Source organism: Sphingomonas sp. PP-CC-1A-547 (assembly GCF_003610375.1).
Lineage (GTDB): Bacteria > Pseudomonadota > Alphaproteobacteria > Sphingomonadales > Sphingomonadaceae > Sphingomonas.
Genome location: NZ_RAPZ01000011.1, coordinates 713,319 through 735,542, shown reverse-complemented (window position 1 = coordinate 735,542; position 22,224 = coordinate 713,319). Strand labels below are relative to the sequence as shown.

The window sequence follows — 22,224 nt, the reverse complement described above, 5'->3', positions numbered from 1 at the left end:
TTGCCGTGAAACCACATAATGACAGAATTACCGCCGTTCCGGTTCGTCTACGCGGAGCGCGTCGCTGCCGATCGTACCGCCGATATCGATGCCGAGCGTATCGAGGCGTTTACGCAGGGTATTGCGGTTGATCCCCATCGCGCGCGCGGCCCGAAGCTGGTTCTGACCATGACGCGCCAGCATCGCCTCGATCAACGGCCGTTCGACTTCGCCGATCACGCGGTCGTAGAGCGTGCCGTCGTCGAGTGCGGCTGGATCGTCATGAGCGATGCGCTCGATCATCGCGCGGACGGCTTGTCCGATATCGAGGTCGACCGGGTCGGTGAGCGAGGCGTGGCGGCCGATCATGGTACGGATCGCGTCCGCGTCGATGATTTCGTCGCGCGACAAGACTGCCAGCCGCCGCATGAGATTTTCGAGTTCGCGAACGTTGCCCGGCCAGTCGTGCCCGCCAAGCGCGACCAGGGCGTCACTGGCAAGCTGACGCCGCGGAAGGCCCTGTGCAGCGGCGTGGTCCAGAAAATGCCGTGCGAGCAACGCGATATCCTGACGTCGTTCGCGCAGGGGCGGCAACGTGATCGGGACGACATTGAGCCGGTAGAACAGGTCTTCGCGGAACTGCCCCGTCGCGACCTGTGATGCCAGATCGCGGTTGGTCGCGGCGACGATGCGAACGTCGACGCGGATCGTCCGGGCGCCACCGACGCTGGTGAACTCGCCCGACTGGAGCACGCGTAGGAGGCGGGTCTGCGCCTCCATCGGCATGTCGCCGATCTCATCGAGGAACAGCGTGCCGCCCGACGCCTGTTCGAAACGCCCGGCGTTGCGCGTGGCGGCGCCCGTGAAAGCGCCGCGCTCGTGTCCGAACAGCTCGGCTTCGATCAACTCGCGCGGAATCGCGGCCATGTTGATCGCCACGAACGGTGCCGGACTACGAGGTCCAAGATCATGGATCGCGCGCGCGACGAGTTCCTTGCCGGTCCCCGATTCGCCCGAGATCAGCACGGTCAGATCGTTCGATACGACGCGCGCGATGATCCGGTAGACGTCCTGCATCGCCGCCGAGCGCCCGATCAGGGGCAGCGCGCGGTCCGCCTCGTGGAGCGCATCCTCAGATACCATCCCGCCCCGCGCGAGCGCACCGGCGACCGCGCGGGTCAGCACGTCGAGGTCGAAGGGCTTGGGTAGATATTCGTACGCGCCAACCTCGGCCGCGCGGACCGCTGTGGTCAGGGTGTTCTGCGCCGAGAGGACGATGATCGGGAGCAGCGGAAAGCGCGCTGCGACGCTGCGGACATGATCGATGCCGTCGCCGTCGGGGAGGATAACGTCGGTGATGAGAACGTCGGGCAGCGACACCGCAAGCGCGCGTTCGAGTTGCGCGAGGCTGTCGGCGACGGTGACCTCATGCCCGGCGCGACGAAGCGCCTGCGCGACGACGGTCCGGATCGCGGCGTCGTCGTCGACGACCAAGACGGTGCTCATGATGCGGCTCTCGGCAGCAAGAGGCGAAGGACGGTTATCTCGGGGTTTCCTTCGCGGCCGTATTGGACGATGCCGCCCATGTCTCTGGTTAGCTTGTCGACCAGCGCGAGACCAAGCCCCTGCCCTTCGCGCCGACCCGATACGAACGGATCGAACAAGTGATCGGCGATGTCGGCGGGCGCGCCGGGACCGTTGTCAAAGATACAAATCTCGATCGGCAGCGGCAGGCGCGGCTTACCGGGTGCCGAGCTCACGGTGATGCCATGCCGGTACGCGGTAGTCATCACGATCCGCGGTTCGCGTTCGTTGCGAACGGCTTCGCGCGCGTTCTTCAGCAGGTTTATGACGATCTGCAGCAGCGCGTCGCGGTTGATCTGGGCTGGCGGGAGTGAAGGATCGAAGCGCTCCTCGATCGTTATGCCGCGCGCAAAACCGGCGAGTGCGAGCCGGCGCGCGTGACCGAGTAGCGGATAGATGTTCTCGCTGGCGAGCGGCAGAGGCCGGGTGTCGCTGAAGTCCTGCATGCGGTCGATCAGCGCGGCGATGCGATCGACTTCGGTCACGATCAACGTGGTAAGTTCGCCCGCACCAAGCAGTTGCGCGGCGCCGCGGATACCGGACAGCGGATTCTTGATTTCGTGCGCGAGCATCGCCGCGGCACCGACCGCAGCCCTCGCTCCAGCGGCGCGATCCGCGGAGTGTCCGAGCCGCCGCGAGGTGGCGGACACGTGCAAGGTTATCGCGCGCCAGCCCGGGTAGTCGGCGATCTGCGTCTCGGCGAAATCTGCGCGGATCTTGACACCGCGAGCGGTCGAGATTTCGGTGTCGTAGACGGCGAGAGCGTGTCCGTCCCGATTTCGCGGATCGTCTGGCGGCGGGATGATCGCATCGAGCGGTTGTCCCATCATCAACCGTTCCGAGAGGTTCAGCAGTTGCTCGGCGAGCGCGTTGGCATGTGCGACCCGGTGGTCGGGATCGACGACCACCACAGCCACCGGCAGTGCGGCGAAGAGTTCTGCGAACCCCGGCCGATTGCGCGATGGCGTATCAGGCCGCTTCAAGGTCGCGCCAGGGAGCATAGAACTCAGCCAGCATCGCCTTGACCTGCTTGGGATCGGGCACCTGGTTCACCTTGTTGCGGAACTCCGCCGAGCCGGGGAGACCCTTGGTGTACCAGCCAATGTGCTTCCGCGCCATGTTGACGCCGGTCTCGATCCCGTAATGTTCGAGCATAGCCTCGTAATGCCCTGCGATCGCGTCATATTGCTCGGTGATCGACGGGTCTTCGATGCGACGGCCGGTGGCGAACCACTCCATTACCTGGCCGAGTACCCAGGGGCGGCCGTAAGACCCGCGACCGATCATCAGGCCATCCGCGCCGGACTGGTCCATTGCGGCTTCGGCGTCCTCGATGGTGCAAATATCGCCGTTGACGATCACCGGGACGGTGACCGCGTCCTTGACCTTGCGCACGAAGCCCCAGTCGGCGCTGCCCTTGTACATCTGGTTGCGCGTGCGGCCGTGGACGGTGATCAGCTTGATTCCGAGGTCCTCGGCGATGCGCGCGAGGTCGGGCGCATTGAGGCTGTCGTGGCACCAGCCCATTCGCATCTTGAGCGTCACGGGCACGTCGACCGCCCTGACCGTCGCCTCGATGATCGCGCTGGCGAGCTTGGTGTCGCGCATCAGCGCCGAGCCTGCGTCGCCATTGACGACCTTGCGCACCGGGCAGCCCATGTTGATGTCGATGATCGCCGCGCCGCGATCCTGGCTGAGCTTGGCCGCCTCTCCCATCTCGTACGGCGTGCACCCGATCAGCTGCATCGACACAGGCTCCTCGAGCCGATCCCATGCCGCCTTCTGGAGCGACTGGCGTGTCTCGCGGATCGCGGCCTGGCTTGCCACCATCTCGGTGACGTTGAGGCCCGAGCCATAGCGTCGCACCAGCGTGCGGAACGGCATGTCGGTGACGCCGGTCATCGGCGCGAGCACGACGGGGCTTTCGATCCGGACAGGACCGATCTGGATAGGAGCAAGGTTACGCATGGATGTGCCTGAAAAAGAGGCATCCCTCTACCCCAACATGCCGTTTCAGGCAAGGCTGGCGAGGGCCGGAGCGAAGCGCTAGGTCGCGAGGATGACACAGGCAAAGCGTATCGTTGCGATCATCGTCGCTGCCGGGACCGGCGTGCGCGCCGGCGGGTCGGTCCCCAAGCAGTTTGCGCTAATCGCCGGCAGGCCGATGATCGCCTATTCCCATGAGGCGTTCGCGACGCATCCGGCGATCGGCGAGACTATCGTCGTCGTCGCCGAGGGCCAGCAGGGTTTGGCGACCGCCGCATTGGGGAACACGGTGATCGTGGTTGGCGGACCGACGCGGCGCGAGTCGGTTACCAACGGCATAGCGGCGGTCGGCGACGCGACGCACGTCTTGATTCACGATGCTGCCCGCCCCTTCCTGTCGCACGCGGTCATCGATTCGCTCGTTGCCGCCTTGAAGACCAGGGACGCGGCCATTCCGGTGCTGCCGGTGACCGATACGTTGGCGCGCGGCGGCGTCCTGCTCGGCGACATCGTGCCCCGCGCGGACCTCAACCGCGTGCAGACTCCCCAGGCGTTTGCCGTGGAGGCACTGCGCGCCGCGCATGCCGTCTGGCCCGCGGACGAAGAGGCGACCGACGACGCGCAAATGGTGCGACGGCTTGGCGTCGGCGTCGCGTTGGTGCAGGGCTCGGCGATGCTCGAGAAAGTCACGCACCCAGAAGATTTCGCGGCCGCCGAAGCGCGTGTCGCCTACGAAACCCGCACCGCGATGGGGTTCGACGTCCACCGTCTTGAAACCGGCGAGGAGCTGTGGCTCGGCGGTGTCCTGATCCCGCACGACAAGGGGCTGTCGGGGCATAGCGACGCCGACGTCGCGCTCCACGCGCTGACCGATGCGCTGCTCGGGACGATCGCGGCGGGCGATATCGGCACCCATTTCCCGCCGAGCGACCCGCAGTGGAAGGGTGCCGACTCCGCGCAGTTCCTCCAGCACGCCGCCAAGCTGATCGCCGACAAGCGTGGCCGGATCGATTTCGTCGATCTGACGATCATGTGCGAGGCGCCGAAGATCGGCCCGCACCGCGCGGCGATGACCGCGCGGATCGCCGATCTGCTCGGGCTCACGCCCGACCGGGTCAGCGTCAAGGCGACGACGACCGAACGGCTCGGCTTCACCGGGCGCGGCGAAGGCATTGCTGCGCAGGCCGTCGCGACCATTCGCTTGCCCGGATCGCCGCTTTGAAGATCTCGGCAGCGCTTGCGGGGATCGCCCTCCTCGCAAGCCCGGCAGTGGCGCAACAGCGCTGCATCACCGGGCCCGAGGCCGAATCGCTGACGCTCGTCGCGATGCCCGACATTCTCCGCGAAACTGGTCGCGTCTGTGCGGCGCAGCTTCCCGCCAGAAGTCTCATCCGATCGCAGTCAAGTGCGTTGATCGACCGGTATCAGGTCGAGTCCGACCGAGCATGGCCGGCAGCGCGCGCGGCGATCGTCAAGCTCAGCGATCCTGCCGTCGACGCGATGCTAGACTCGGAGTTTGCGCGACCACTGCTGACGACGTTGCTCGTGCCGCAGATCGTCGGGCGGATCGCAACGCGCGATTGCGGGACGATCGACCGGATGGTGACGCTGCTCCAGCCCTTGCCACCGCGCAACACCGCGGGCATCGTCGTCGAGACGTTGCGGTACCTCAAATCCCAGAAGTCGCGCAGCGGTGATATCGCCGCGGTGGCGATGCTGCTCTGCCCGGTGGAGACTCGCTGATGGATACGATCCTTCCCGCCGAACTGGTCGACGCCGCCCGCAAGGTGGTCGAACAGAACCGTGCGATCGGTCGCCGCGTCGCGGTCGCCGAGAGCTGCACCGGTGGCCTCGTCGCGGCTGCCCTGACCGAGATCCCCGGCTCGTCCGACGTGTTCGAGGTCGGCTTCGTCACCTATTCGAACGCCGCCAAGCTTGGCGTGCTGAAGATCAGTTCGGACGTGCTCGACACGTTCGGCGCGGTCTCGATCGCGGTCGCCTGGAGCATGGCGCAGGCCGCGCTTAAACAGTCGGGCGCTGATATCGCCGTCGCGATAACCGGCGTGGCAGGCCCCGGTGGCGGATCGCTCAAGAAGCCGGTCGGCACGGTGGTGTTCGGTCGCGCCGAGAAGGGTCGCGACCCGTCCGACGTCCACGCCGATCGCAAGGACTTTGGCGATCTCGGCCGCGGCGGGATACGGCTTCAGGCCGCGTTGTGCGCGCTCGAACTCTTGTTGCCGGACGCGTCGGCCCCGTAAAGCTCCGCGGCGCGCGTTTCGAACGCACCGATCATCTTCCGCAGCGCGGCACCGAACACCTGCCCGGCGATCATCTCGAACATCCGGTTCTTGAACGCGAAGTCGACGGTAAAGTCGACCGCGCAGCCTTGCGGCTCTGGGCGAAAGTGCCATTCGTTGCGGAGGTACTTGAGTGGACCATCGACGTAATCGACGGTGAGTTCGCTCGGGCGCACCTTCTCAACCCGCGACGTGAACGTCTCGCGCAGGCCCTTGAAGCCGACGATCATGTCGGCGAGCGTCTCCGTCTCGCTGTTCGAGCGCACGCGCATCGCGCTGACCCAAGGCAGGAACTCGGCGTAGCGGCCGACATCGGCGACCAGGTCGAACATCTGCTCAGGCGTGTAGGGCAGATGGCGCGTTTCCGAATGCTTCGGCATCAGATGCGCGCGACGCCCAGCTTGGCGTCGCGGTTCGCACGCAACCGTTCGAAGTCGTCGCCCGCGTGATAGCTCGACCGGGTCAGCGGCGACGACGCGACCAGCAGGAAGCCCTTCGCGCGCGCGATCGAGGCATAGGCATCGAATGCCTTCGGCGGCACGAACTCGGCGACCTTGGCATGGCGCGGCGTCGGCTGGAGATACTGCCCCATCGTCAGGAAATCGATGTCGGCGCAGCGCATGTCGTCCATCACCTGATGGATCTCCAGACGCTCCTCGCCGAGCCCGAGCATCACGCCCGACTTGGTGAAGATCGACGGATCGTGCTTCTTCACGCTCTCCAGCAACCGCAACGACGCATAGTAGCGCGCACCGGGGCGGATCGTTGGATAGAGCCGGGGCACTGTCTCGAGGTTATGGTTGTAGACATCGGGCCGCGCCTCGACGATCGACTCGATCGCGGCCTGCGCCTTGTTGCGGAAGTCGGGCGTCAAAATCTCGATCGTCGTCGTCGGGTTCGACGCGCGGATCGCTTGAATCACCTTCACGAACTGCGACGCGCCACCGTCCGGAAGATCGTCGCGATCGACCGAGGTGATGACGATGTGGTTGAGCCCCATCTGCGCCGCCGCATCGGCAACGTTCTGCGGCTCCATGCGATCGACCGCACGCGGCATGCCGGTCTTGACGTTGCAGAACGCACACGCCCGCGTGCAGGTATCGCCGAGGATCATGACCGTCGCATGCTTCTTCGACCAGCATTCGCCGATGTTCGGACACGCCGCCTCTTCGCACACGGTGGTGAGGCTTTTCGAGCGCATCAACTCACGGGTCTTTGCGAAGCCAGCAGAGGTCGGCGCCTTGACGCGGATCCAGTCGGGCTTGCGCGCACGGACCGGCGCAGCCATCGGGGTCATGTCGTTCATGCACGCCAGATAGCCCCGCCCTGCCGCTGAGACAATGGCGGCGAGCTATGTCGGCGGGTTGGAACCATCGGACGAACTGGATAAAATCATGGAACCAGTTTCAACATGACAAGTTTGTCATGTTGCATCGCAAACTGATATGGAAGGCTAATCGTGCCAACTCACTTTCCGGAAATGATCGAAGGCTATCACCGCTTCAAGGACGGCCCCTGGGAGGAGCAGCGCGAGCGCTGGAAGGAACTGCAGGACGGCCAGAGCCCCAAGGTGATGATTATCGCCTGCTCCGACAGTCGCGTCGAACCCGCGCAGATTTTCGATACGCTACCCGGCGAAGTGTTCGTCGTGCGTAACGTCGCCAACCTAGTGCCGCCGTTCGAGACGGGTGGTGGTTACCACGGCGTCTCCGCGGCGATCGAGTTCGCGGTTACCCAGCTGAAGGTCGAAGAGATCGTTGTGATGGGCCACGAGAAATGCGGCGGGTGCAAGGCTGCGCTGACGCAGGCGTTTGCCGATGCCGATCACGGTGCAGGCGGGTTTGTGTCCGACTGGGTCAGCTTGCTCGACGGTGCCCGCGAGAAGGTCATCGCAAAGTACGGTGAAGGCGCCGAGGCCGGCCGCGAGATGGAACTCGAATCCGTCCGCACCTCGATCGCCAATCTGCGGACGTTTCCGTTCGTGGCTGAGGCCGAAGCCGCCGGCACGCTGGCCCTTCGCGGTGCCTATTTCGGCATCGACAAGGGCCAGATGCTGCTGCTCAACGAGGATGACGAGTTCATCCAGGCAGAGTCGACAGAAGCCAAATCCGCGAAAGCCTAACGGGTCAGCGAAGGCCTAACGCCTTCTCCGCCACCTTCTTGACCTTCGGGTCGAGCGGTGGCGGCACCATCGATACGCCGGCTTCGAGGCGGTCCGCGATCAGCGTCAGCGCTGCGATCCGGGCCGCCTTCTTGTCGTTGCCATCGATGACGGTCCACGGCGCGGTCGCGGTGTCGGTGCGCGCGAACATCTCGGCCATCGCCTCCAGATACTCGTCGCGCCGCGATCGGTTGTGGAAATCGTCGAGCCCGGTCTTCCAATGCTTCCACGGATCGTCGAGCCGCGCCTTCAATCGCCGATCCTGCTCCTTTTGCGTGGTGTGGATGAACAGCTTGATCAGCGTAGTGCCGCTCTCGACCTGTTGCGCCTCGAACGCGTTGATCTCATCGTAGCCGTGCCGCCATTCGGTCTCGCTGGCGAACCCCTCGACACGCTCGACGAGGACACGGCCGTACCAGCTGCGATCGAACACCGCGATGTTGCCGTTCGCGGGCAGACGGTTCCAGAAGCGCCAGAGGAAATGATGTGCCTTCTCGTCCGCAGTCGGCGCCGAGATCGGCCAGACCTTGTAGTTGCGCGGGTCCCATTCGGCCGACAGGCGCTGGATGATGCCGCCCTTGCCCGCCGCGTCCCAGCCTTCGAACATCACGATCGCGCGCGTACCGCCGACGATGTGCGCGACCTGAATATGCTCGAGGCGCTTTTGCAGCGCGGCAAGGTCGTGCTTGTACTTGCCGTCGTATTCGTCGCCGTCTTCGTAGTCGGCCAGGTGTATCGTCATGCATCGCGCTCCGTCGCAAGGGTCGGGATCTGAACGTTCCAGGCGCCCCGTCGGCGCAGGATGAACCAATAATAGGCGATCGACAGCAGGATCTGCGCGGCCGTCATGATCAAACCGGGCCGTCCCTCCTCAAGATTGTGCCAGCTCGTCCAGCAGACATAGCCGAGCGCGAGCAGTGTCACTACCGGCCCGAGGGGGTAGAGCGGCATCTGGTAGGGTGCATGGGCGGTCTTGCCGGTACGCCTGCCGACCATCGCCGCGACGCAGATGCCCGCGTAGATCGCGACGAGGCCGGTGCCGCTGAGCACCAGCAGCAACTGGAGCGGCAGGAAGCACGCGACGATCCCGAACCCGCCCACCAGCAGCGTGCCCACCCAGGGCGAGCCGAATTTCGGGTGAACTTGTGTCATCCACCGGTCGAGCGGACGGCCCCAGCTTCCGTCGCGCGCGGTGCCGTAGAAGAAGCGCGCGCAGGCGAGGATGCAGGCGATCACCGCGTTGACGATCGCGACGACGACGCCGATCGAGATCCAGTTTGCCATCGTGGTGCCGCTGCGCAGGGCGACGAGCAGGCCGAACGGGTCGTCGGCGGTGAGCGTGGCGTGGAGATCGGGTGCGCCGACCAGGACCGCGACGATCGGGATGCCCTCGAACAGCAGCGTCAGCGCGAGCGACGCCATGATCGCGCGCGCGATCAGCCGGGGGGCGTCGAGCATCTCCTCGCCGAAGTAGACCGCGGCGCCGTAGCCGTTGAGCGCGAAGATCGCGATCGAGGTGGCGAGGCCGATCGATGCTGCGGACGCGGGGACGAGATTGGCTCCTTGCGGCATGACCGGGTGGATCAGGAGGTCGCCGATCGGGCGGACGGTGTCAGCGAACCCGAGCCAGACGACCGCGCCGATCGCCAGCATCTCGACCAGCAGGAAGAGGCCGGTGAGCCAGGCGTTGACGCGAATCTGGAGGATCGCGACGAGCGTCGACCCTGCGACCACGGCAATCGCGATGGGGATCTGCGGCAGGCCGGGGACGAGCGTACCGAGCACCGCGCTGACGCCGAGCCCTGCGACCGGCGGGAAGAGCAGGTTGTTGAAGACGTTGACGCCGAGCATGACGAACCCCGCCATCGGCCCGAGCGTGTGCGCGACCGCGACATACTCGCCGCCCGCTACCGGCCATGCAGAGGAGAGTTCGGCATAGACGAACGCAGTCGCGACGCAGACGAGCCCGGCGATCAGCGTTGCCCAGACTGCGCCGGTGCCGGCGACCTGGAGCATGCCGGGGACGATGACGAACACCGACGATGCGGGGGTCGCGACGGAGAGGGTCAGGAACAGAACGCCCGTCACGCCGAGGCTGCGGACGAGGCTTGGCGGCGGTGTCATCTCATCGTCGCGCATGCCAACCCCTTATCGTGCAGAGGTATTTGCATGGTTGAGGGGGTTGAGGAAGCGAGGGACGTATTTCCCTCGCCCCGTCGGGGAGAGGGCGGGGCCCGCCCGCGCTTGCGGGTGGGAGGGTGAGGGGAAATTAGCGCACACCAACCTCCCCTCACCCTCCCGTCACCAAGCGGCTCCTCCTTCCCTCTCCCCGTAGGGGCGAGGGACAGAGAGACGTCACCCCGCGTTCGGCGCGACCATTTTCGTCGCGTCCTTGGGGCCATCGACCGTCAGGCGGATATTGAGTTCCTTGAGCTGCTTGGCGCTGACCGGGCTCGGCGCGCCCATCATCAGGTCCTCGGCCTTCTGGTTCATCGGGAACAGCACGACCTCGCGGATGTTCGGCTCGCCCGCGAGCAGCATCACCATCCGGTCGATCCCCGGTGCGGAGCCGCCATGCGGCGGTGCGCCGACCTTGAACGCGTTGATCATGCCCGCAAAGTTCGTGTCGACGTCGGCCTGCGTGTAGCCGGCGATCTCGAACGCCTTGTACATGATCTCCGGCCGGTGGTTCCGGATCGCGCCCGACGACAGCTCGACGCCGTTGCAGACGATATCGTACTGATACGCGAGGATATCGAGCGGATCCTTGGTCTCCAGCGCATCCATCTCGCCCTGCGGCATCGAGAACGGGTTGTGGCTGAAATCGACCTTCTTCGCGTCCTCGTCATATTCGAACATCGGGAAGTCGACGATCCAGCAGAACTCGAACCGGTTCTCGTCGATCAGGCCCAAGTCCGCACCGATCCGCGCCCGCGCGGCGCCGGCGAGCTTCGAGGCGGGCAGTTCCTTGCCGGCGGCGAAGAAGATGCCGTCGTTCGGGCCGAGGCCCATCTCCGCGATCAGCTTCCGGGTGGCTTCCTCGCCGTGGTTCTTGGCGATCGGACCACCGAGTTCGCCGTTCTTCTGCGTGATGTAGCCGAGCCCGGCATGCCCCTCGGCGCGCGCCCAGTCGTTCATGTCGGTGAAGAATTTGCGGCTCTTGTCGGCGGTGTTCGGCGCGGGAATCGCGCGGACCACGTCACCGCCGGCGACGATCCCGGCGAACAGGCCGAAGCCCGATTCGACGAAGTGATGGCCGACGTCGTGGATCAGGATCGGGTTGCGCAGGTCGGGCTTGTCGCTGCCGTACTTCAGCATCGATTCGCGGTAGGGGATGCGCTTGAATGGCAAGGCAGAGACCTGACGCCCCTTGCCCTGCCAGTCGGCGAATTCCTCGAACACGCCGTGCAGGACGGGCTCGATCGCATTGAACACGTCGTCCTGCGTGACGAAGCTCATCTCGAAATCGAGCTGGTAGAATTCGCCCGGCGAGCGATCGGCGCGTGCGTCCTCGTCGCGGAAGCACGGTGCGATCTGGAAATAGCGGTCGAAGCCGGCGACCATCAGCAGCTGCTTGAACATCTGCGGCGCCTGCGGAAGCGCGTAGAACTTGCCCGGATGGACGCGGCTCGGCACCAGATAATCGCGCGCGCCCTCGGGCGACGATGCGGTCAGGATCGGCGTCTGGAATTCGGTGAACCCCTGCCCGTTCATGCGGTTGCGCAGCGACGTGATCACCTGGCTGCGGAGCATGATGTTCGCGTGGAGACGCTCGCGACGCAGGTCGAGATAGCGATAGCGGAGACGGATATCCTCGGGATACTCGGCTTCGCCTGCGACTGGCATCGGCAATTCGCCGGCCATCGACTGGACGGTCGCGGCGGTCGCGCGAATCTCGATACCGCCGGTCGGCAGGTTCGGGTTGACGGCTTCCGGCGCACGTGCGGTCACCTTGCCGGTAATCGTGACGACGCTTTCGCTCTTCAGACCCTCGATGACCTTGAAGACCGGGCCTGACACGTCAGTGACGATCTGCGTGATACCGTAGTGATCGCGCAGATCGATGAAGACGAGGTCGCCGTGATCGCGCTTCTTGTGGACCCAGCCGGAGACGCGGACCTCTTCGCCGACCCGTTCGGGGCGGAGGGCGGCGCAGTTGTGGGTGCGGTAGGCGTGCATGATGGGTCTTCTCGGACGATAAACAGGTGGTCCGCGCTTCCCTTCATCACCCGCCTTTGTCAACCTCGGCGACCCTCGCTATGGAAACGTCATGCATATCCACCCGCTTATCTCCGACAGTGCCACGCTCGCCAATTTGTGCGCGCGCATGGCCGACGCCGACTATGTGTGCGTCGACACCGAATTCATGCGCGAGAGCACCTATTACCCTGAACTCTGCCTGATCCAGATCGCCGATGACAAGGAAGCCGCGGCGATCGACCCGATGGCGCCGGGGATCGACCTCAAGCCGCTGCTCGACCTGCTCGTCGAGAATCACGACGTGCTGAAGGTCGTCCATGCCGGCGGGCAGGACATCGAGATCGTCTACAACCTCACCGGCAAGACCCCTTTCCCACTGTTCGACACGCAGGTCGCGGCGATGGCGCTCGGCCAGGGCGAGCAGATCGGTTATTCGAACCTGGTCGACAGCTGGCTCGGGATCGCGGTCGACAAGGGTGCTCGGTTTACCGACTGGGCGCGCCGGCCGCTCGACGCGCGGCAGATCGAATATGCGATCGGCGATGTCACGCATCTTTCGAAGATCTTCCCGAAGATGCTGGAGCGGTTGCGCAAGACCGGGCGCGGCGTGTGGCTCGATCAGGAGATGGAGCGGCTCGGCGATACCGCGAATTATGCGAACGATCCCGATCTGGCCTGGAAGAGGGTGCGGATTTCGGGGCGCAAGCCCGAGGTGCTGGGCCGTTTGAAGGCTCTTGCGCGCTGGCGTGAGCTGGAGGCGCAGGCAAAGGATTTGCCGCGCGGGCGGATCGTCAAAGACGAGACACTGGGCGACATGGCGGGGCATCCGCCGAAGAAGCAGGCGGATCTCGCAAGGGTGCGCGGGTTGTCAGCGACCTGGGCCGGCAACGACATCGGCGGGCGCTTGATGGCCGCGATCGAGGGCGCGCAACCGCTCGGCGACGACGAACTGCCGCCACGCGACGATCGCAAGCCGGGGCTTGGCAAGGAGGGTTCGCTGGTGGCGGACCTCCTCAAGCTGCTGCTGAAGATTCGCTCGCGAGACATTGATGTCGCGTCGAAACTGCTCGCGCGCACCGATGAACTCGAGGCTCTGGCGGCGGGTGTTCGGACCGGGCTGCCGATGCTCGAAGGCTGGCGGTTCGATCAGTTCGGCCGCGACGCGCTCGATCTGGTTGAGGGGCGGCTGGCATTTGCAGTGATCGGCGGGAAGCTCAAGATGACACGTACGGAGGATGCCGCATGAGGATCGTTCTGGTCGCAGCCTTGTTGGCCTCGGCAGCGTGTACGCCGGTGGAGATGCGCGGCGAGACGCCCGCCGCTTCGCCGATCGCGGCCGCCTGCAATGCCGACTCGCTCGGCGATCTGGTCGGCAAGCGCGCGAGCGATGCTCGGGCCGACGTGATGCAGACGCGATCGGGTGCACGCACGCTACGCTGGATCGCGCCGAACACGGCCGTGACGATGGATTTCCGCGCTGATCGTCTGAATGTCTATGTGGACGCCAAGGGCCGGATCGAACGCTTCACCTGCGCTTAAACTCATTGATCCTCCCCTAGAAGGGGGGATTCAGGAGAGAGCCAGTACGGGCTTGCGTCCCAGGGCGGCGGCAAGCGCATTATGGCGACGTTCCACCGCTTCGCCGTAGAGCCCACGATCATCCGGGCGCAGAGTCAGCGTAAGTGATACCCCGTCATCTGCGAGCCCTGATCGCTTCAACGGTCCTGCTAAGCCACCACTCATTCGCTGGCCCAGTCGCATAGCGAGGCCCCAAGCAGTCGCGCTTTTCACCGCTGCCGGAGATGCGAGGAGACCAACTGTTTCACCGGCGGAAAGATCGCCACCAAGGCTCGTGTAAAGAGCTTGCGCCAGCATCCCCCGGCCGGGCGCGTCAATCGCGACCCAATTGCCGTGCAATGCGACCTCGACGCCGCGTTCGGCGCGGAACTCGGGGTTGGCGCGCCAGCCTACGTCCGCAAGCAAGCATGCCGTGTGGCGAATCCGCGCCATCGCGGGTGGCTCGGTGGTGAACAGCGGTGCGATCCAACGGTCGAGGAGGTCGCCGTGCTCGGGGAAGCGACCGAGCAGCCGCCCCTCTTCGCGCGCGGCGACGATCAGCGGATCGAGCGTTCGGTCTGCGGGCTTCAGGTCTTCGTAGAGCAGGCCTTCGCGCAGGCCATAGGCGGACACGATCGTCGTCCGGCTGCCGAGCTGGCGCATCAGCACACCGAGCAATGCCGCGGCATCCGCGAGCGTTGCCGTGCGGCCCGAGGACAGCCCTGGGATCGCCTTCAGGCGCGGCTTGGAAAGCTGCGGGATCGTCCGGCTGAGCCGGGTGATCGTCGCCGCAGTCATCGAATATTGGTGGATGATCGGCAGCGGATAGTCCGACAGCTCCATGTCGAGCCGCGCCAGTGCCCGCCACGATCCGCCGACGAGATAGAGCGGCAGCCCCTGCCCCTTCGCGGTCCAGCCGGCCTCGCGCACCAGACGTGCCACGTAGCGGGCGAGCACCTTGCCGCGCTTGGCGCGGATCGGGCCGATGCGGAGGACGCCGAGCGGGAACGAGACGCGGTCCTCGATCTTGCCGCGACGAACGCGGACGAGTTCGAGACTGCCGCCGCCGAGATCGCCGACGATGCCATCCGCTTCGGGAATCGCGGACAGGACACCGTAGCCGGCCGCGCTGGCTTCCTGCTCGCCCGACAGCGTCTCGACGGTCAGGCCGAGTTGTTCAGCCGCGGCAATGAGTTCGCCGCCGTTCTTCGCATCGCGTACCGCCGCCGTCGCGACCGTGAGGAGCGTCGAGCATTCCATTTCCTTCGCCACCGCCGCGAACCGCGCCAGCGCGACGCGCGCCGTCTTCAGCGCCGACTTCTCGATCGCGCCGGTAGCGGCGAGCCCACGCCCGAGCCCCGCCAACACCTTCTCATTGAACCGGATCGCGGGGAGCCGCGGCGGCCCCTGGTAGACCACCAGACGAATCGAGTTCGAGCCGATATCGATGATCCCGGTGCGCGGGTGATCATCGGTCTCGGCCTTGGGCGGGGAATTGCCGAACAGGATATTCGTGACGCTCATCGTTTTCGACGGAGCGACAGCGTCGGCACGGCATTGCTGGTCGCGAGCGAAGCGCCGCGGCCGGAGAGCGAAGGATTCGTCATGAAATACCGATGCAAATTGAACGGGCGGTCGCCGGGATCGACGCGGGTGTATTCGCCGTCGGGGCCTAGCTCCCAACTCTGCTCGTTGTCGATCAGGTTCGCGACCATTACCTGATCGAGGATCTGGTCGTGGACGGTCGGGTTGAGGATCGGCAGCATATATTCGACGCGGCGGTCGAAGTTGCGCGGCATCCAGTCGGCCGACGAGATGAACAGCTTTGCACCGTCGTTGGGCAGCGCCTTGCCGTTGCCGAACGCCCAGATCCGGCTGTGCTCCAGGAACCGCCCGATCACCGACTTCACCCGGATCGTCTCGGACAGGCCGGGCACGCCGGGTCGCAGGCAGCAGATGCCGCGGATAATCAGGTCGATCTCGACCCCTGCCCCGCTCGCCTCGTACAGCTTCTCGATCACCGCAGGGTCGACCAGCGAGTTCATCTTCGCCCAGACGCCGGCGGGCTTGCCGGCGCGTGCGTTGGCGATCTCGACGTCGATCAGGTTCATCAGGTTCTGGCGGAGATCGCGCGGCGAAAGGCTGACCCGCGCCATGTCGGTCGGCTCCACGTACCCCGTGATGTAGTTGAACATCTGCGCCGCATCACGCCCGACCGCAGCATCGGCGGTGAAGAAGCTGAGGTCGGTATAGATCTTGGCGGTGACCGGGTGATAATTGCCGGTGCCGAAATGGCAGTAGGTACGGAATGCCTGACCCTCGCGGCGGACGACCAGCGAAACCTTGGCGTGCGTCTTCCAGTCGATGAAGCCGTAGACGACCTGCACGCCCGCACGTTCCAGCGCAGACGCCCAGACCATGTTCTGCTCTTCGTCGAACCGGGCCTTCAGCTCTACGACCGCGGTGACGGACTTGCCCGCCTCGGCCGCGGTGATGAGCGCGTTGATGACCGCGGGCTGCTTGCCGGCGCGGTAGAGCGTCTGCTTGATCGCGACAACATCGGGATCGTTCGCCGCCTGCTTCAGGAAGGCGAGCACCACTTCGAACGTCTCGTACGGGTGGTGGACGACGATGTCCTTGGCCTTGATCGCCGCAAAGCAATCGCCGCCGAATTCGCGGATGCGCTCCGGAAAGCGCGGGGTGAACGGCGGGAACTTCAGGTCCGGGCGATCCTCGTCGACCAGCCCGTCGAGGTCGACGATGCCGAGCAGATTGCCGCTCTCGGTGATGATCGCGTCGGCACCGCCGAGCTCATCTTTGAGCACAGCCGCGAGCACGTCAGGAATCCCGGTTTCTAGTTCCAGGCGGATCACGCGGCCACGGCGCCGCCGCTTGATCGCGTTGGCGAAGTAGCGAACGAGGTCCTCGGCCTCCTCCTCGATCTCCATGTCGCTGTCGCGCAGGACGCGGAAGCTGGCGGCGGCGAGGACTTCGTAACCTGGGAAGAGGACCGGCGCGAACCGCTTCAGGATCGATTCGATTGAGATGTAGCGCGCAGGCTCGCCAGGCAAGCGGACGAAGCGCGTCATCGTATGCGGTAGCATGACCAGTTCGCGGACCGGCTCGTTATCCGAACGGCGGACGAGGTCGAAGATCACCGAGAGGCCGCGGTTGGGGATGAACGGGAACGGATGTGCGGGGTCGAGCGCCTGCGGGGTCAGGATCGGGAAAATCTGATCGCGGAAATGCGTTTCGAGCCATTCGTCGGCCTCGCCCTCGACAGCCTCGCGCCGGAGGACGAACAGTCCGGCCTCGTCGAGCAGCACGCGCAGGTCACCCCATACCGCCTGCTGGCTCGCCATCAATTCGTCGGCCTCGCGGACGATCGCGGTTAGCTGCTGGCCCGCGGTGAGCCCGTCGGCTGAGCGTCGATCGACGTCCTGCGTCTGCTGCCCCTTCAGGCCGGCGACGCGGACCATAAAGAATTCGTCGAGGTTCGACCCCGAGATCGACAGGAAGCGTAACCGCTCGAGCAGCGGGTGCGCGGGGTTGCACGCCTCCTCCAGCACACGCCGGTTGAACGCGAGCCAGGAGAGCTCGCGGTTGAAATACCGGTCGTTCGGCTCTGCACCGATGGGATCGTCGTCGTCTTCCGATTGGCGGACGATATGCGCTGGACGGTTCATCGGGCCTCTTGGGTGCTTATGGTGGCGTAAAGAGCGGGAGGTCGAGAGCGAGTTGCGGCCGGAGGATAAGCCCGGCCTCGGTGAGTGTGGTTCGTGCAAGATTAATCGACAAGCGCTTGCGACGTTCCATCGCCTCCTGATCGAGCGCATCGACGGTTCGCGTTACGGTAATATGACTGCGCTCGATTCTAGTCGCGAGCCAGTCGATCAGATCGGGCCGCGCATCGAGGCTGCGGCGCTCGAACAGGTGCGCGAGCAACAGACGCATGAGCTCGTCGTCGGGCGCGCCGATCGCCGCGATCGGGCTGGCGGCAAGGCGCGAGCGCAGGTCGGGGAGCTTCACCTTCCATTCGGGCGGCGCAGCGTCGGCGACGATCAGCAGCGGCCTATGCTCCTCCTGTGCGCGATTCCAGGCGTGGAACAGCTGCGCCTCGGGCACGCGCTCGGCATCGTCGATGATCGTGCCACCGCTTTTCGCCGCGAAGATTCGCGCGAGCAGGCTGCGGCCCGATTTGCGCGGTCCGGTGAGGATGGCGGTCATGACGGGCCAAGTCGCGGTGTGCTCCAGCGTGTGGACCGCGCGCGAGTTGGAGGGGGTAACCAGAAAGGCGTCGTCGCGAGGGTCCGCCGGCCACCCGAGTGGCAGCGCAATTTGAGTCATCTTGGTCGCGCTCACCCTGTCGTCGCATTGTCCGCGGGCAAGTCCGGCGGAAGAAGTTGGGCGACCCGGCGGATGCGGATCGTCTGGCCGGAGCCGAATACCTGATACCCGCGGGCCTCTAGCGCGGTCTTCAGCGCGGCCGGATCTCCATCATACGCGACGCGCATCAGCGAGACGCCGCCGAGCGCGAGACTGGTGGTGGCTGCGGAGCGGACGCCGGGGATCGCGCGGAGTGCGGCTTCGGTCGAGGATACGTTTGCTGCGGCCGGCGTATCGAACTGGACGATGACCGAGATGCCCTCGCCACCCGTCAGTACGGCGGTGTTCGCGTCGGCGGTCTCGTCGGTGGGCAGGTCGTCGATCACCGTGGCTTCGGGCGGCGGCGGCGGCGATAGGCTATAGTCGACGCGGAGTGAGCCGTTGCGGCGTGCCTGCTGATACAGGTCGTCGATCCGCTTCACGCCGGTATCGAGTAGCTGCGCGATGCCGTCGGGCGTACCGACTCGCAGCGTGAAGCGGCCGATCAGGTCGTTGTCGGGGCCATGGCGCGCTTCGAACACGCCGATCACCGGGCCGCCGGGCCACTGGCGATAGAGCTTCACGACCGGCATCAGCACGTCGCTCGCGCCATATTGGTCGAGGATCGTCCGCCACCAGCCGCGGCCGGGGCGCTGCGTCTGGCCGACGTTGAGCAGCAGCGCGTCGGGGCCCGAGCCGGACGGGCGGACATAGTCGATGCTGCTGTTGCCGGTGCGATAGCGCGCCCAGGCCTGCTGCCACTGCGTGCTCTGCTCGAACGCTTGGCCGACGCCGCCCGAATATTGGACGGGGATGACGAGCATCGGCTGCGAGCGATCCGCGTAGGTGGAAATGCCGAGGATCGATCCGGCGCGGCCGCGATCGAACAGCACGCCGAGCTTGGCGATGTAGCGCTGCGGGCCGATCTGTTCGTTCTCGACGACGATCCCGGAGACGAGCGAATCGAGCGTGCCATCGGAAACGAGACCGCCACCACCGCCAAGCCGGTTCGACAATTGGACCCAGGCCTTGCGCTGGGCGAGCCGCCAGCCGCCATAGCGCGCGGCGTCGGCGGTCTTGCCCGCGACGTCGACGGTGACGCCACTCACCTCGTAGGCGCTGCCGCTGTCGACCGGAGCTGCGCCTCGGCTGCCGCCCTCGATTTGCGCGAGCACGGTTCCCCCGCTCAGCAGGAGAGCGGCGCCAGCAAGCGCGGTGGGAAGGGCACGGATACGCATCAAGCGGGCCTTTTGGCGAAGCAGACGTGGAAATCCAAGCGCGATGTGGCTAGCAGCACCGATCATGACCGATACGCCAGACTCCGCCGCTCCCGCTTCGGGCTCCTACACCTACGCTCAAGCGGGCGTTTCGATCGCCGCGGGCAATGCGCTGGTGCGCGCGATCGCCCCGCTCGCGCGCTCGACGCGGCGGCCGGGGGCGGACGCGGATCTTGGCGGGTTCGGCGGGATGTTCGACCTCAAGGCGGCAGGGTTCGTCGATCCTTTGCTGGTCGCGGCGAACGACGGCGTCGGCACCAAGCTGAAGCTGGCGATCGAGTGGGACCGGCATGAGGGCGTTGGCGTCGACCTCGTCGCGATGTGCGTCAACGATCTGATCGTGCAGGGCGCCGAGCCGCTGTTTTTCCTCGATTATTACGCGAGCGGGAAGCTCGATGCGGCAGTCGCCGAGCGCGTCGTCGCGTCGATTGCGGAAGGCTGCAAGACCGCCGGCTGCGCGCTGATCGGGGGCGAGACCGCCGAGATGCCGGGCATGTATGCGGACGGCGATTATGATCTCGCGGGCTTCTGCGTGGGGGCGGTCGAGCGGACCAACGTGCTGACCGGGCGCGAGATCGCCGCGGGCGACGTGATGCTCGGGCTCGCATCGTCGGGGGTGCATTCGAACGGGTTCTCGCTGGTTCGTCGTCTCGCCACCGATCGCGGGTGGAAGCTCGATCGCCCTGCGTTGTTCGATCAGGACAAGTTGCTGATCGATCATTTGATGGCGCCGACTCGCATCTACGTCGCCAGCCTGCTGCCGTTGCTGCGCGAGCGGCGGATCAAGGGACTGGCGCACATCACCGGCGGTGGCCTGCTCGAGAACATCCCGCGCGTGCTGCCCGACGGCGTGCATGCGGTGGTCGATGCGGATGCGTGGGAGCAGTCGCGGTTGATGGCGTTCCTGCAAGCGCAGGGCGCGATCGAGCCGGAGGAGATGGCGCGGACGTTCAACTGCGGGATCGGCATGGTCGTGATCGTGTCCGCCGACGAGGCCGAGGCGGTAACCGTGGCGCTTCAGGCAGCGGACGAGACGGTGTTCACGATCGGGCGGATCGAGACCGGGACTCACGGTTGCACGGTTCGTGGGTCGGCTGGCACGTGGAGCGCACGCGAGGACTGGACCGCAACGCATGGCTGACAAGACGCGCGTCGGCGTGCTGATCTCCGGGCGCGGATCGAACATGATGGCGCTGGTCGGCGCGTCGCGCGCGGCGGAGTGTCCGTACGAGATCGCGCTTGTCGCGTCGGACAAGCCGGGCGCGGCCGGGCTCGACTGGGCTCGGTCGGAGGGCTTGGCGACGTTCGCACTCTCGCCGAAGGGTCTGGGGAAGCCGGCCTATGAGGCGGCGATCGATGCGGCGTTGCGCGACGCTGGTGTCGAGGTCGTCGCGCTCGCCGGGTATATGCGGCTGCTTTCGGACGAATTCGTCGCCGCGTGGCGGGATCGGATCGTTAACATCCATCCGTCGCTGCTGCCCAAGTACAAGGGCCTCGACACGCATGCGCGGGCGATCGCGGCGGGCGATGCGGTTGGCGGATGCTCGGTGCATGTCGTGACCGAGGAGCTCGATGGCGGCGTGGTGCTGGGTCAAGCCGAGGTGCCGATCCTTGCCAGCGACGATGCGGATGCGCTTGCCGATCGCGTGCTGGCGGCGGAACATGCTTTGTACCCCAAGACCTTGGCGGAGTTCGTGACGCGATGACCGATCTGTCCCCCCTCGACCGCATTCGTGGGGCGGCGCTTGCCTTGCCCGAGACCGAGGAAAAGGTGTCGCATGGCCAGCCGACCTTCTTAGTCGCCGACAAGCAGTTCGCGCAGTTCCGGGCGGATCGTCACGGTGATGGACTGACCATGGTGTGCGTGAAGACCAGCGGCACCGATGAACAGGAGACGCTGATCGAGGCGAACCCGGCGGTGTATTCGCGGCCGGCGTATCTCGGCGCGACCGGCTGGGTCGGGATGAATGTTGCCGACGATCCCGACTGGGCGCTGGTCGAGGACCGGATCGCGCGGAGTTGGGAACTTGCCGCCCCTGCCCGCTTGCTGGAAGCCGGCGGACGATGAGCACCGAAACTCCGACCGAACGGCGCGAGGCTGCAGCGACGCGGCGGCGTTGGGTGACGCTGGCCGAGGTCGTGGCGGTTGCGGGCGTGCTGATTGCGGGGCTGACGCTGTGGACCAACTGGTCGGATCACCGCGCGAACGAGGCCGACAAGATCGCGGCCCAGTCGAGTGCGGCGCGCGAGCGGACGAAGATCGACCTGTCGGCGATCGTGCAGGATGGCGGTGATACGCTGTTGCTGAAGGATGCGCGGCATGATCTTCAGGACGTGACCGTGACGTTTCCACGGTCGTTGGGGGTATCGGCTCAGCGACCGCCGGCCGAGCCGGTTATCGATGCGTCGTGGTTCTCGGCACCGTTGCTGAAGCTTACCGATGGCGGGGCGGACGATCGTGCGGGGCGTCTGCCGGTGCTGGTCAGCGTGCAGTATTTCGATGGGGATACGACGCGGTCGGCGAGCGGGATCTATGATGTGATCTGGAAGACCGAGGGGCGGATGTTGCGGGGTCGTGCGCTGAAGCTTGAAGGTTTGCGGGTTCGCCAGCGTGGTGGGGATCAGGCTAGGCTTGATGCGATCTGGGCGAAAGAGAAGCCGGCGGCGTGATTGCCTACCTCTAAACGGCACCACCCCGGCGGAGGCCGGGGTCCAATTGGGGAACGTTGCTAACGACGGGCGGCGTTCCGTTACTACGACCTTCCCAATTGGGCCCCGGCCTTCGCCGGGGTAGTAGCGCTGGTGTGCAGTGCAAAGC

Annotated in this window: 22 protein-coding genes; 10 read left to right on the top strand and 12 right to left on the bottom strand. The window is 65.8% G+C overall.

The genetic code is table 11. The annotated features are described in order from the left end of the window. Nucleotides 1-27: 27 nt before the first annotated feature. The 3 genes from ntrC to dusB are packed head-to-tail and all read right to left on the bottom strand — an operon-like array spanning nucleotide 28 to nucleotide 3,531. The gene (gene ntrC / locus C8J39_RS09710) at nucleotides 28-1,485 is read right to left on the bottom strand and encodes a nitrogen regulation protein NR(I) (protein WP_120300241.1); all 1,458 of its coding nucleotides are present in this window, start codon (nucleotides 1,483-1,485) and stop codon (nucleotides 28-30) included. After that, nucleotides 1,482-2,564, bottom strand: coding sequence for a nitrogen regulation protein NR(II) (locus tag C8J39_RS09705; RefSeq protein WP_120300240.1), 1,083 nt, complete (start codon nucleotides 2,562-2,564; stop codon nucleotides 1,482-1,484). Before C8J39_RS09705 ends, ntrC begins: the two co-directional genes overlap by 4 nt. Then, a complete protein-coding gene (gene dusB, locus C8J39_RS09700) occupies nucleotides 2,533-3,531 on the bottom strand; it encodes a tRNA dihydrouridine synthase DusB (RefSeq protein WP_120300239.1) in 999 nt (332 codons plus the stop codon). Before dusB ends, C8J39_RS09705 begins: the two co-directional genes overlap by 32 nt. Before the next feature lie 91 nt (nucleotides 3,532-3,622). On the opposite strand from dusB, the gene C8J39_RS09695 reads away from it, so the two are divergent. From C8J39_RS09695 to C8J39_RS09685, 3 genes are read left to right on the top strand one after another with little or no spacing between them, the layout of a single operon-like run. Continuing rightward, nucleotides 3,623-4,771, top strand: a complete 1,149-nt coding sequence (locus C8J39_RS09695; protein WP_120300238.1) for a bifunctional 2-C-methyl-D-erythritol 4-phosphate cytidylyltransferase/2-C-methyl-D-erythritol 2,4-cyclodiphosphate synthase — start codon at nucleotides 3,623-3,625, stop codon at nucleotides 4,769-4,771. Next, nucleotides 4,768-5,292 (top strand): hypothetical protein, encoded by a 525-nt coding sequence (locus tag C8J39_RS09690; protein WP_120300237.1) that lies wholly within the window; start codon nucleotides 4,768-4,770, stop codon nucleotides 5,290-5,292. The genes C8J39_RS09695 and C8J39_RS09690 overlap by 4 nt, the downstream gene beginning before the upstream one ends. Next, nucleotides 5,292-5,807, top strand: coding sequence for a CinA family protein (locus C8J39_RS09685; protein ID WP_120300236.1), 516 nt, complete (start codon nucleotides 5,292-5,294; stop codon nucleotides 5,805-5,807). Before C8J39_RS09690 ends, C8J39_RS09685 begins: the two co-directional genes overlap by 1 nt. Here the strand turns inward: C8J39_RS09685 and C8J39_RS09680 are convergent. Both C8J39_RS09680 and lipA read right to left on the bottom strand, forming a co-directional pair. Then, on the bottom strand, nucleotides 5,753-6,226 hold the full coding sequence (locus tag C8J39_RS09680; RefSeq protein ID WP_120300235.1) for a type II toxin-antitoxin system RatA family toxin: 474 nt from the start codon (nucleotides 6,224-6,226) through the stop codon (nucleotides 5,753-5,755). The two genes, C8J39_RS09685 and C8J39_RS09680, sit on opposite strands and share 55 nt — an antisense overlap. Further along, nucleotides 6,226-7,152, bottom strand: coding sequence for a lipoyl synthase (gene lipA / locus C8J39_RS09675; RefSeq protein WP_120300234.1), 927 nt, complete (start codon nucleotides 7,150-7,152; stop codon nucleotides 6,226-6,228). Before lipA ends, C8J39_RS09680 begins: the two co-directional genes overlap by 1 nt. Nucleotides 7,153-7,326: 174 nt before the next feature. On the opposite strand from lipA, the gene C8J39_RS09670 reads away from it, so the two are divergent. Beyond that, complete coding sequence (locus C8J39_RS09670) at nucleotides 7,327-7,968, top strand: carbonic anhydrase (protein ID WP_120300233.1); 642 nt, start codon at nucleotides 7,327-7,329, stop codon at nucleotides 7,966-7,968. Nucleotides 7,969-7,972: 4 nt separating this feature from the next. On the opposite strand, the gene C8J39_RS09665 is transcribed toward C8J39_RS09670, so the two are convergent. From C8J39_RS09665 to aspS, 3 genes are all read right to left on the bottom strand, one after another. Continuing rightward, nucleotides 7,973-8,749 carry a polyphosphate kinase 2 family protein gene (locus tag C8J39_RS09665; protein ID WP_120300232.1) on the bottom strand — a complete coding sequence of 259 codons (777 nt, stop codon included), beginning with the start codon at nucleotides 8,747-8,749 and terminating at the stop codon, nucleotides 7,973-7,975. Continuing rightward, nucleotides 8,746-10,146, bottom strand: coding sequence for an APC family permease (locus C8J39_RS09660; protein ID WP_243649835.1), 1,401 nt, complete (start codon nucleotides 10,144-10,146; stop codon nucleotides 8,746-8,748). The genes C8J39_RS09665 and C8J39_RS09660 overlap by 4 nt, the downstream gene beginning before the upstream one ends. 216 nt (nucleotides 10,147-10,362) lie before the next feature. Then, nucleotides 10,363-12,186, bottom strand: a complete 1,824-nt coding sequence (aspS, locus tag C8J39_RS09655) for an aspartate--tRNA ligase (RefSeq protein ID WP_183037969.1) — start codon at nucleotides 12,184-12,186, stop codon at nucleotides 10,363-10,365. A 91-nt stretch (nucleotides 12,187-12,277) separates the two neighbouring features. On the opposite strand from aspS, the gene rnd reads away from it, so the two are divergent. Both rnd and C8J39_RS09645 read left to right on the top strand, forming a co-directional pair. Further along, entirely contained in the window at nucleotides 12,278-13,453 is a 1,176-nt protein-coding gene (gene rnd, locus C8J39_RS09650) for a ribonuclease D (protein ID WP_120300231.1), read from the top strand. Then, entirely contained in the window at nucleotides 13,450-13,746 is a 297-nt protein-coding gene (locus C8J39_RS09645; RefSeq protein ID WP_120300230.1) for an I78 family peptidase inhibitor, read from the top strand. Before rnd ends, C8J39_RS09645 begins: the two co-directional genes overlap by 4 nt. A gap of 30 nt (nucleotides 13,747-13,776) precedes the next feature. Here the strand turns inward: C8J39_RS09645 and C8J39_RS09640 are convergent, their stop codons facing one another. The 4 genes from C8J39_RS09640 to C8J39_RS09625 are packed head-to-tail and all read right to left on the bottom strand — an operon-like array spanning nucleotide 13,777 to nucleotide 19,367. After that, a complete protein-coding gene (locus tag C8J39_RS09640) occupies nucleotides 13,777-15,288 on the bottom strand; it encodes a Ppx/GppA family phosphatase (protein ID WP_120300229.1) in 1,512 nt (503 codons plus the stop codon). Beyond that, complete coding sequence (locus C8J39_RS09635) at nucleotides 15,285-17,450, bottom strand: RNA degradosome polyphosphate kinase (protein WP_120300228.1); 2,166 nt, start codon at nucleotides 17,448-17,450, stop codon at nucleotides 15,285-15,287. Before C8J39_RS09635 ends, C8J39_RS09640 begins: the two co-directional genes overlap by 4 nt. 16 nt (nucleotides 17,451-17,466) lie before the next feature. Next, complete coding sequence (locus C8J39_RS09630) at nucleotides 17,467-18,111, bottom strand: DnaA ATPase domain-containing protein (RefSeq protein ID WP_120300515.1); 645 nt, start codon at nucleotides 18,109-18,111, stop codon at nucleotides 17,467-17,469. A gap of 11 nt (nucleotides 18,112-18,122) precedes the next feature. Beyond that, nucleotides 18,123-19,367, bottom strand: coding sequence for a heavy-metal-associated domain-containing protein (locus tag C8J39_RS09625; RefSeq protein ID WP_120300227.1), 1,245 nt, complete (start codon nucleotides 19,365-19,367; stop codon nucleotides 18,123-18,125). A gap of 64 nt (nucleotides 19,368-19,431) precedes the next feature. Between C8J39_RS09625 and purM the strand changes: the two genes are divergently transcribed. Genes purM through C8J39_RS09605 form a run of 4 tightly spaced genes read left to right on the top strand, consistent with a single transcriptional unit; the run spans nucleotide 19,432 to nucleotide 22,076 of the window. Beyond that, nucleotides 19,432-20,547 (top strand): phosphoribosylformylglycinamidine cyclo-ligase, encoded by a 1,116-nt coding sequence (gene purM / locus C8J39_RS09620; protein ID WP_120300514.1) that lies wholly within the window; start codon nucleotides 19,432-19,434, stop codon nucleotides 20,545-20,547. Continuing rightward, nucleotides 20,540-21,112 (top strand): phosphoribosylglycinamide formyltransferase, encoded by a 573-nt coding sequence (purN, locus tag C8J39_RS09615; RefSeq protein ID WP_120300226.1) that lies wholly within the window; start codon nucleotides 20,540-20,542, stop codon nucleotides 21,110-21,112. The genes purM and purN overlap by 8 nt, the downstream gene beginning before the upstream one ends. Next, nucleotides 21,109-21,474, top strand: coding sequence for an MmcQ/YjbR family DNA-binding protein (locus C8J39_RS09610; RefSeq protein WP_120300225.1), 366 nt, complete (start codon nucleotides 21,109-21,111; stop codon nucleotides 21,472-21,474). Before purN ends, C8J39_RS09610 begins: the two co-directional genes overlap by 4 nt. Further along, nucleotides 21,471-22,076: a hypothetical protein gene (locus C8J39_RS09605; RefSeq protein WP_120300224.1), complete on the top strand. Its 606-nt coding sequence runs from the start codon at nucleotides 21,471-21,473 to the stop codon at nucleotides 22,074-22,076. Before C8J39_RS09610 ends, C8J39_RS09605 begins: the two co-directional genes overlap by 4 nt. The last annotated feature ends 148 nt before the right edge of the window (nucleotides 22,077-22,224 follow it).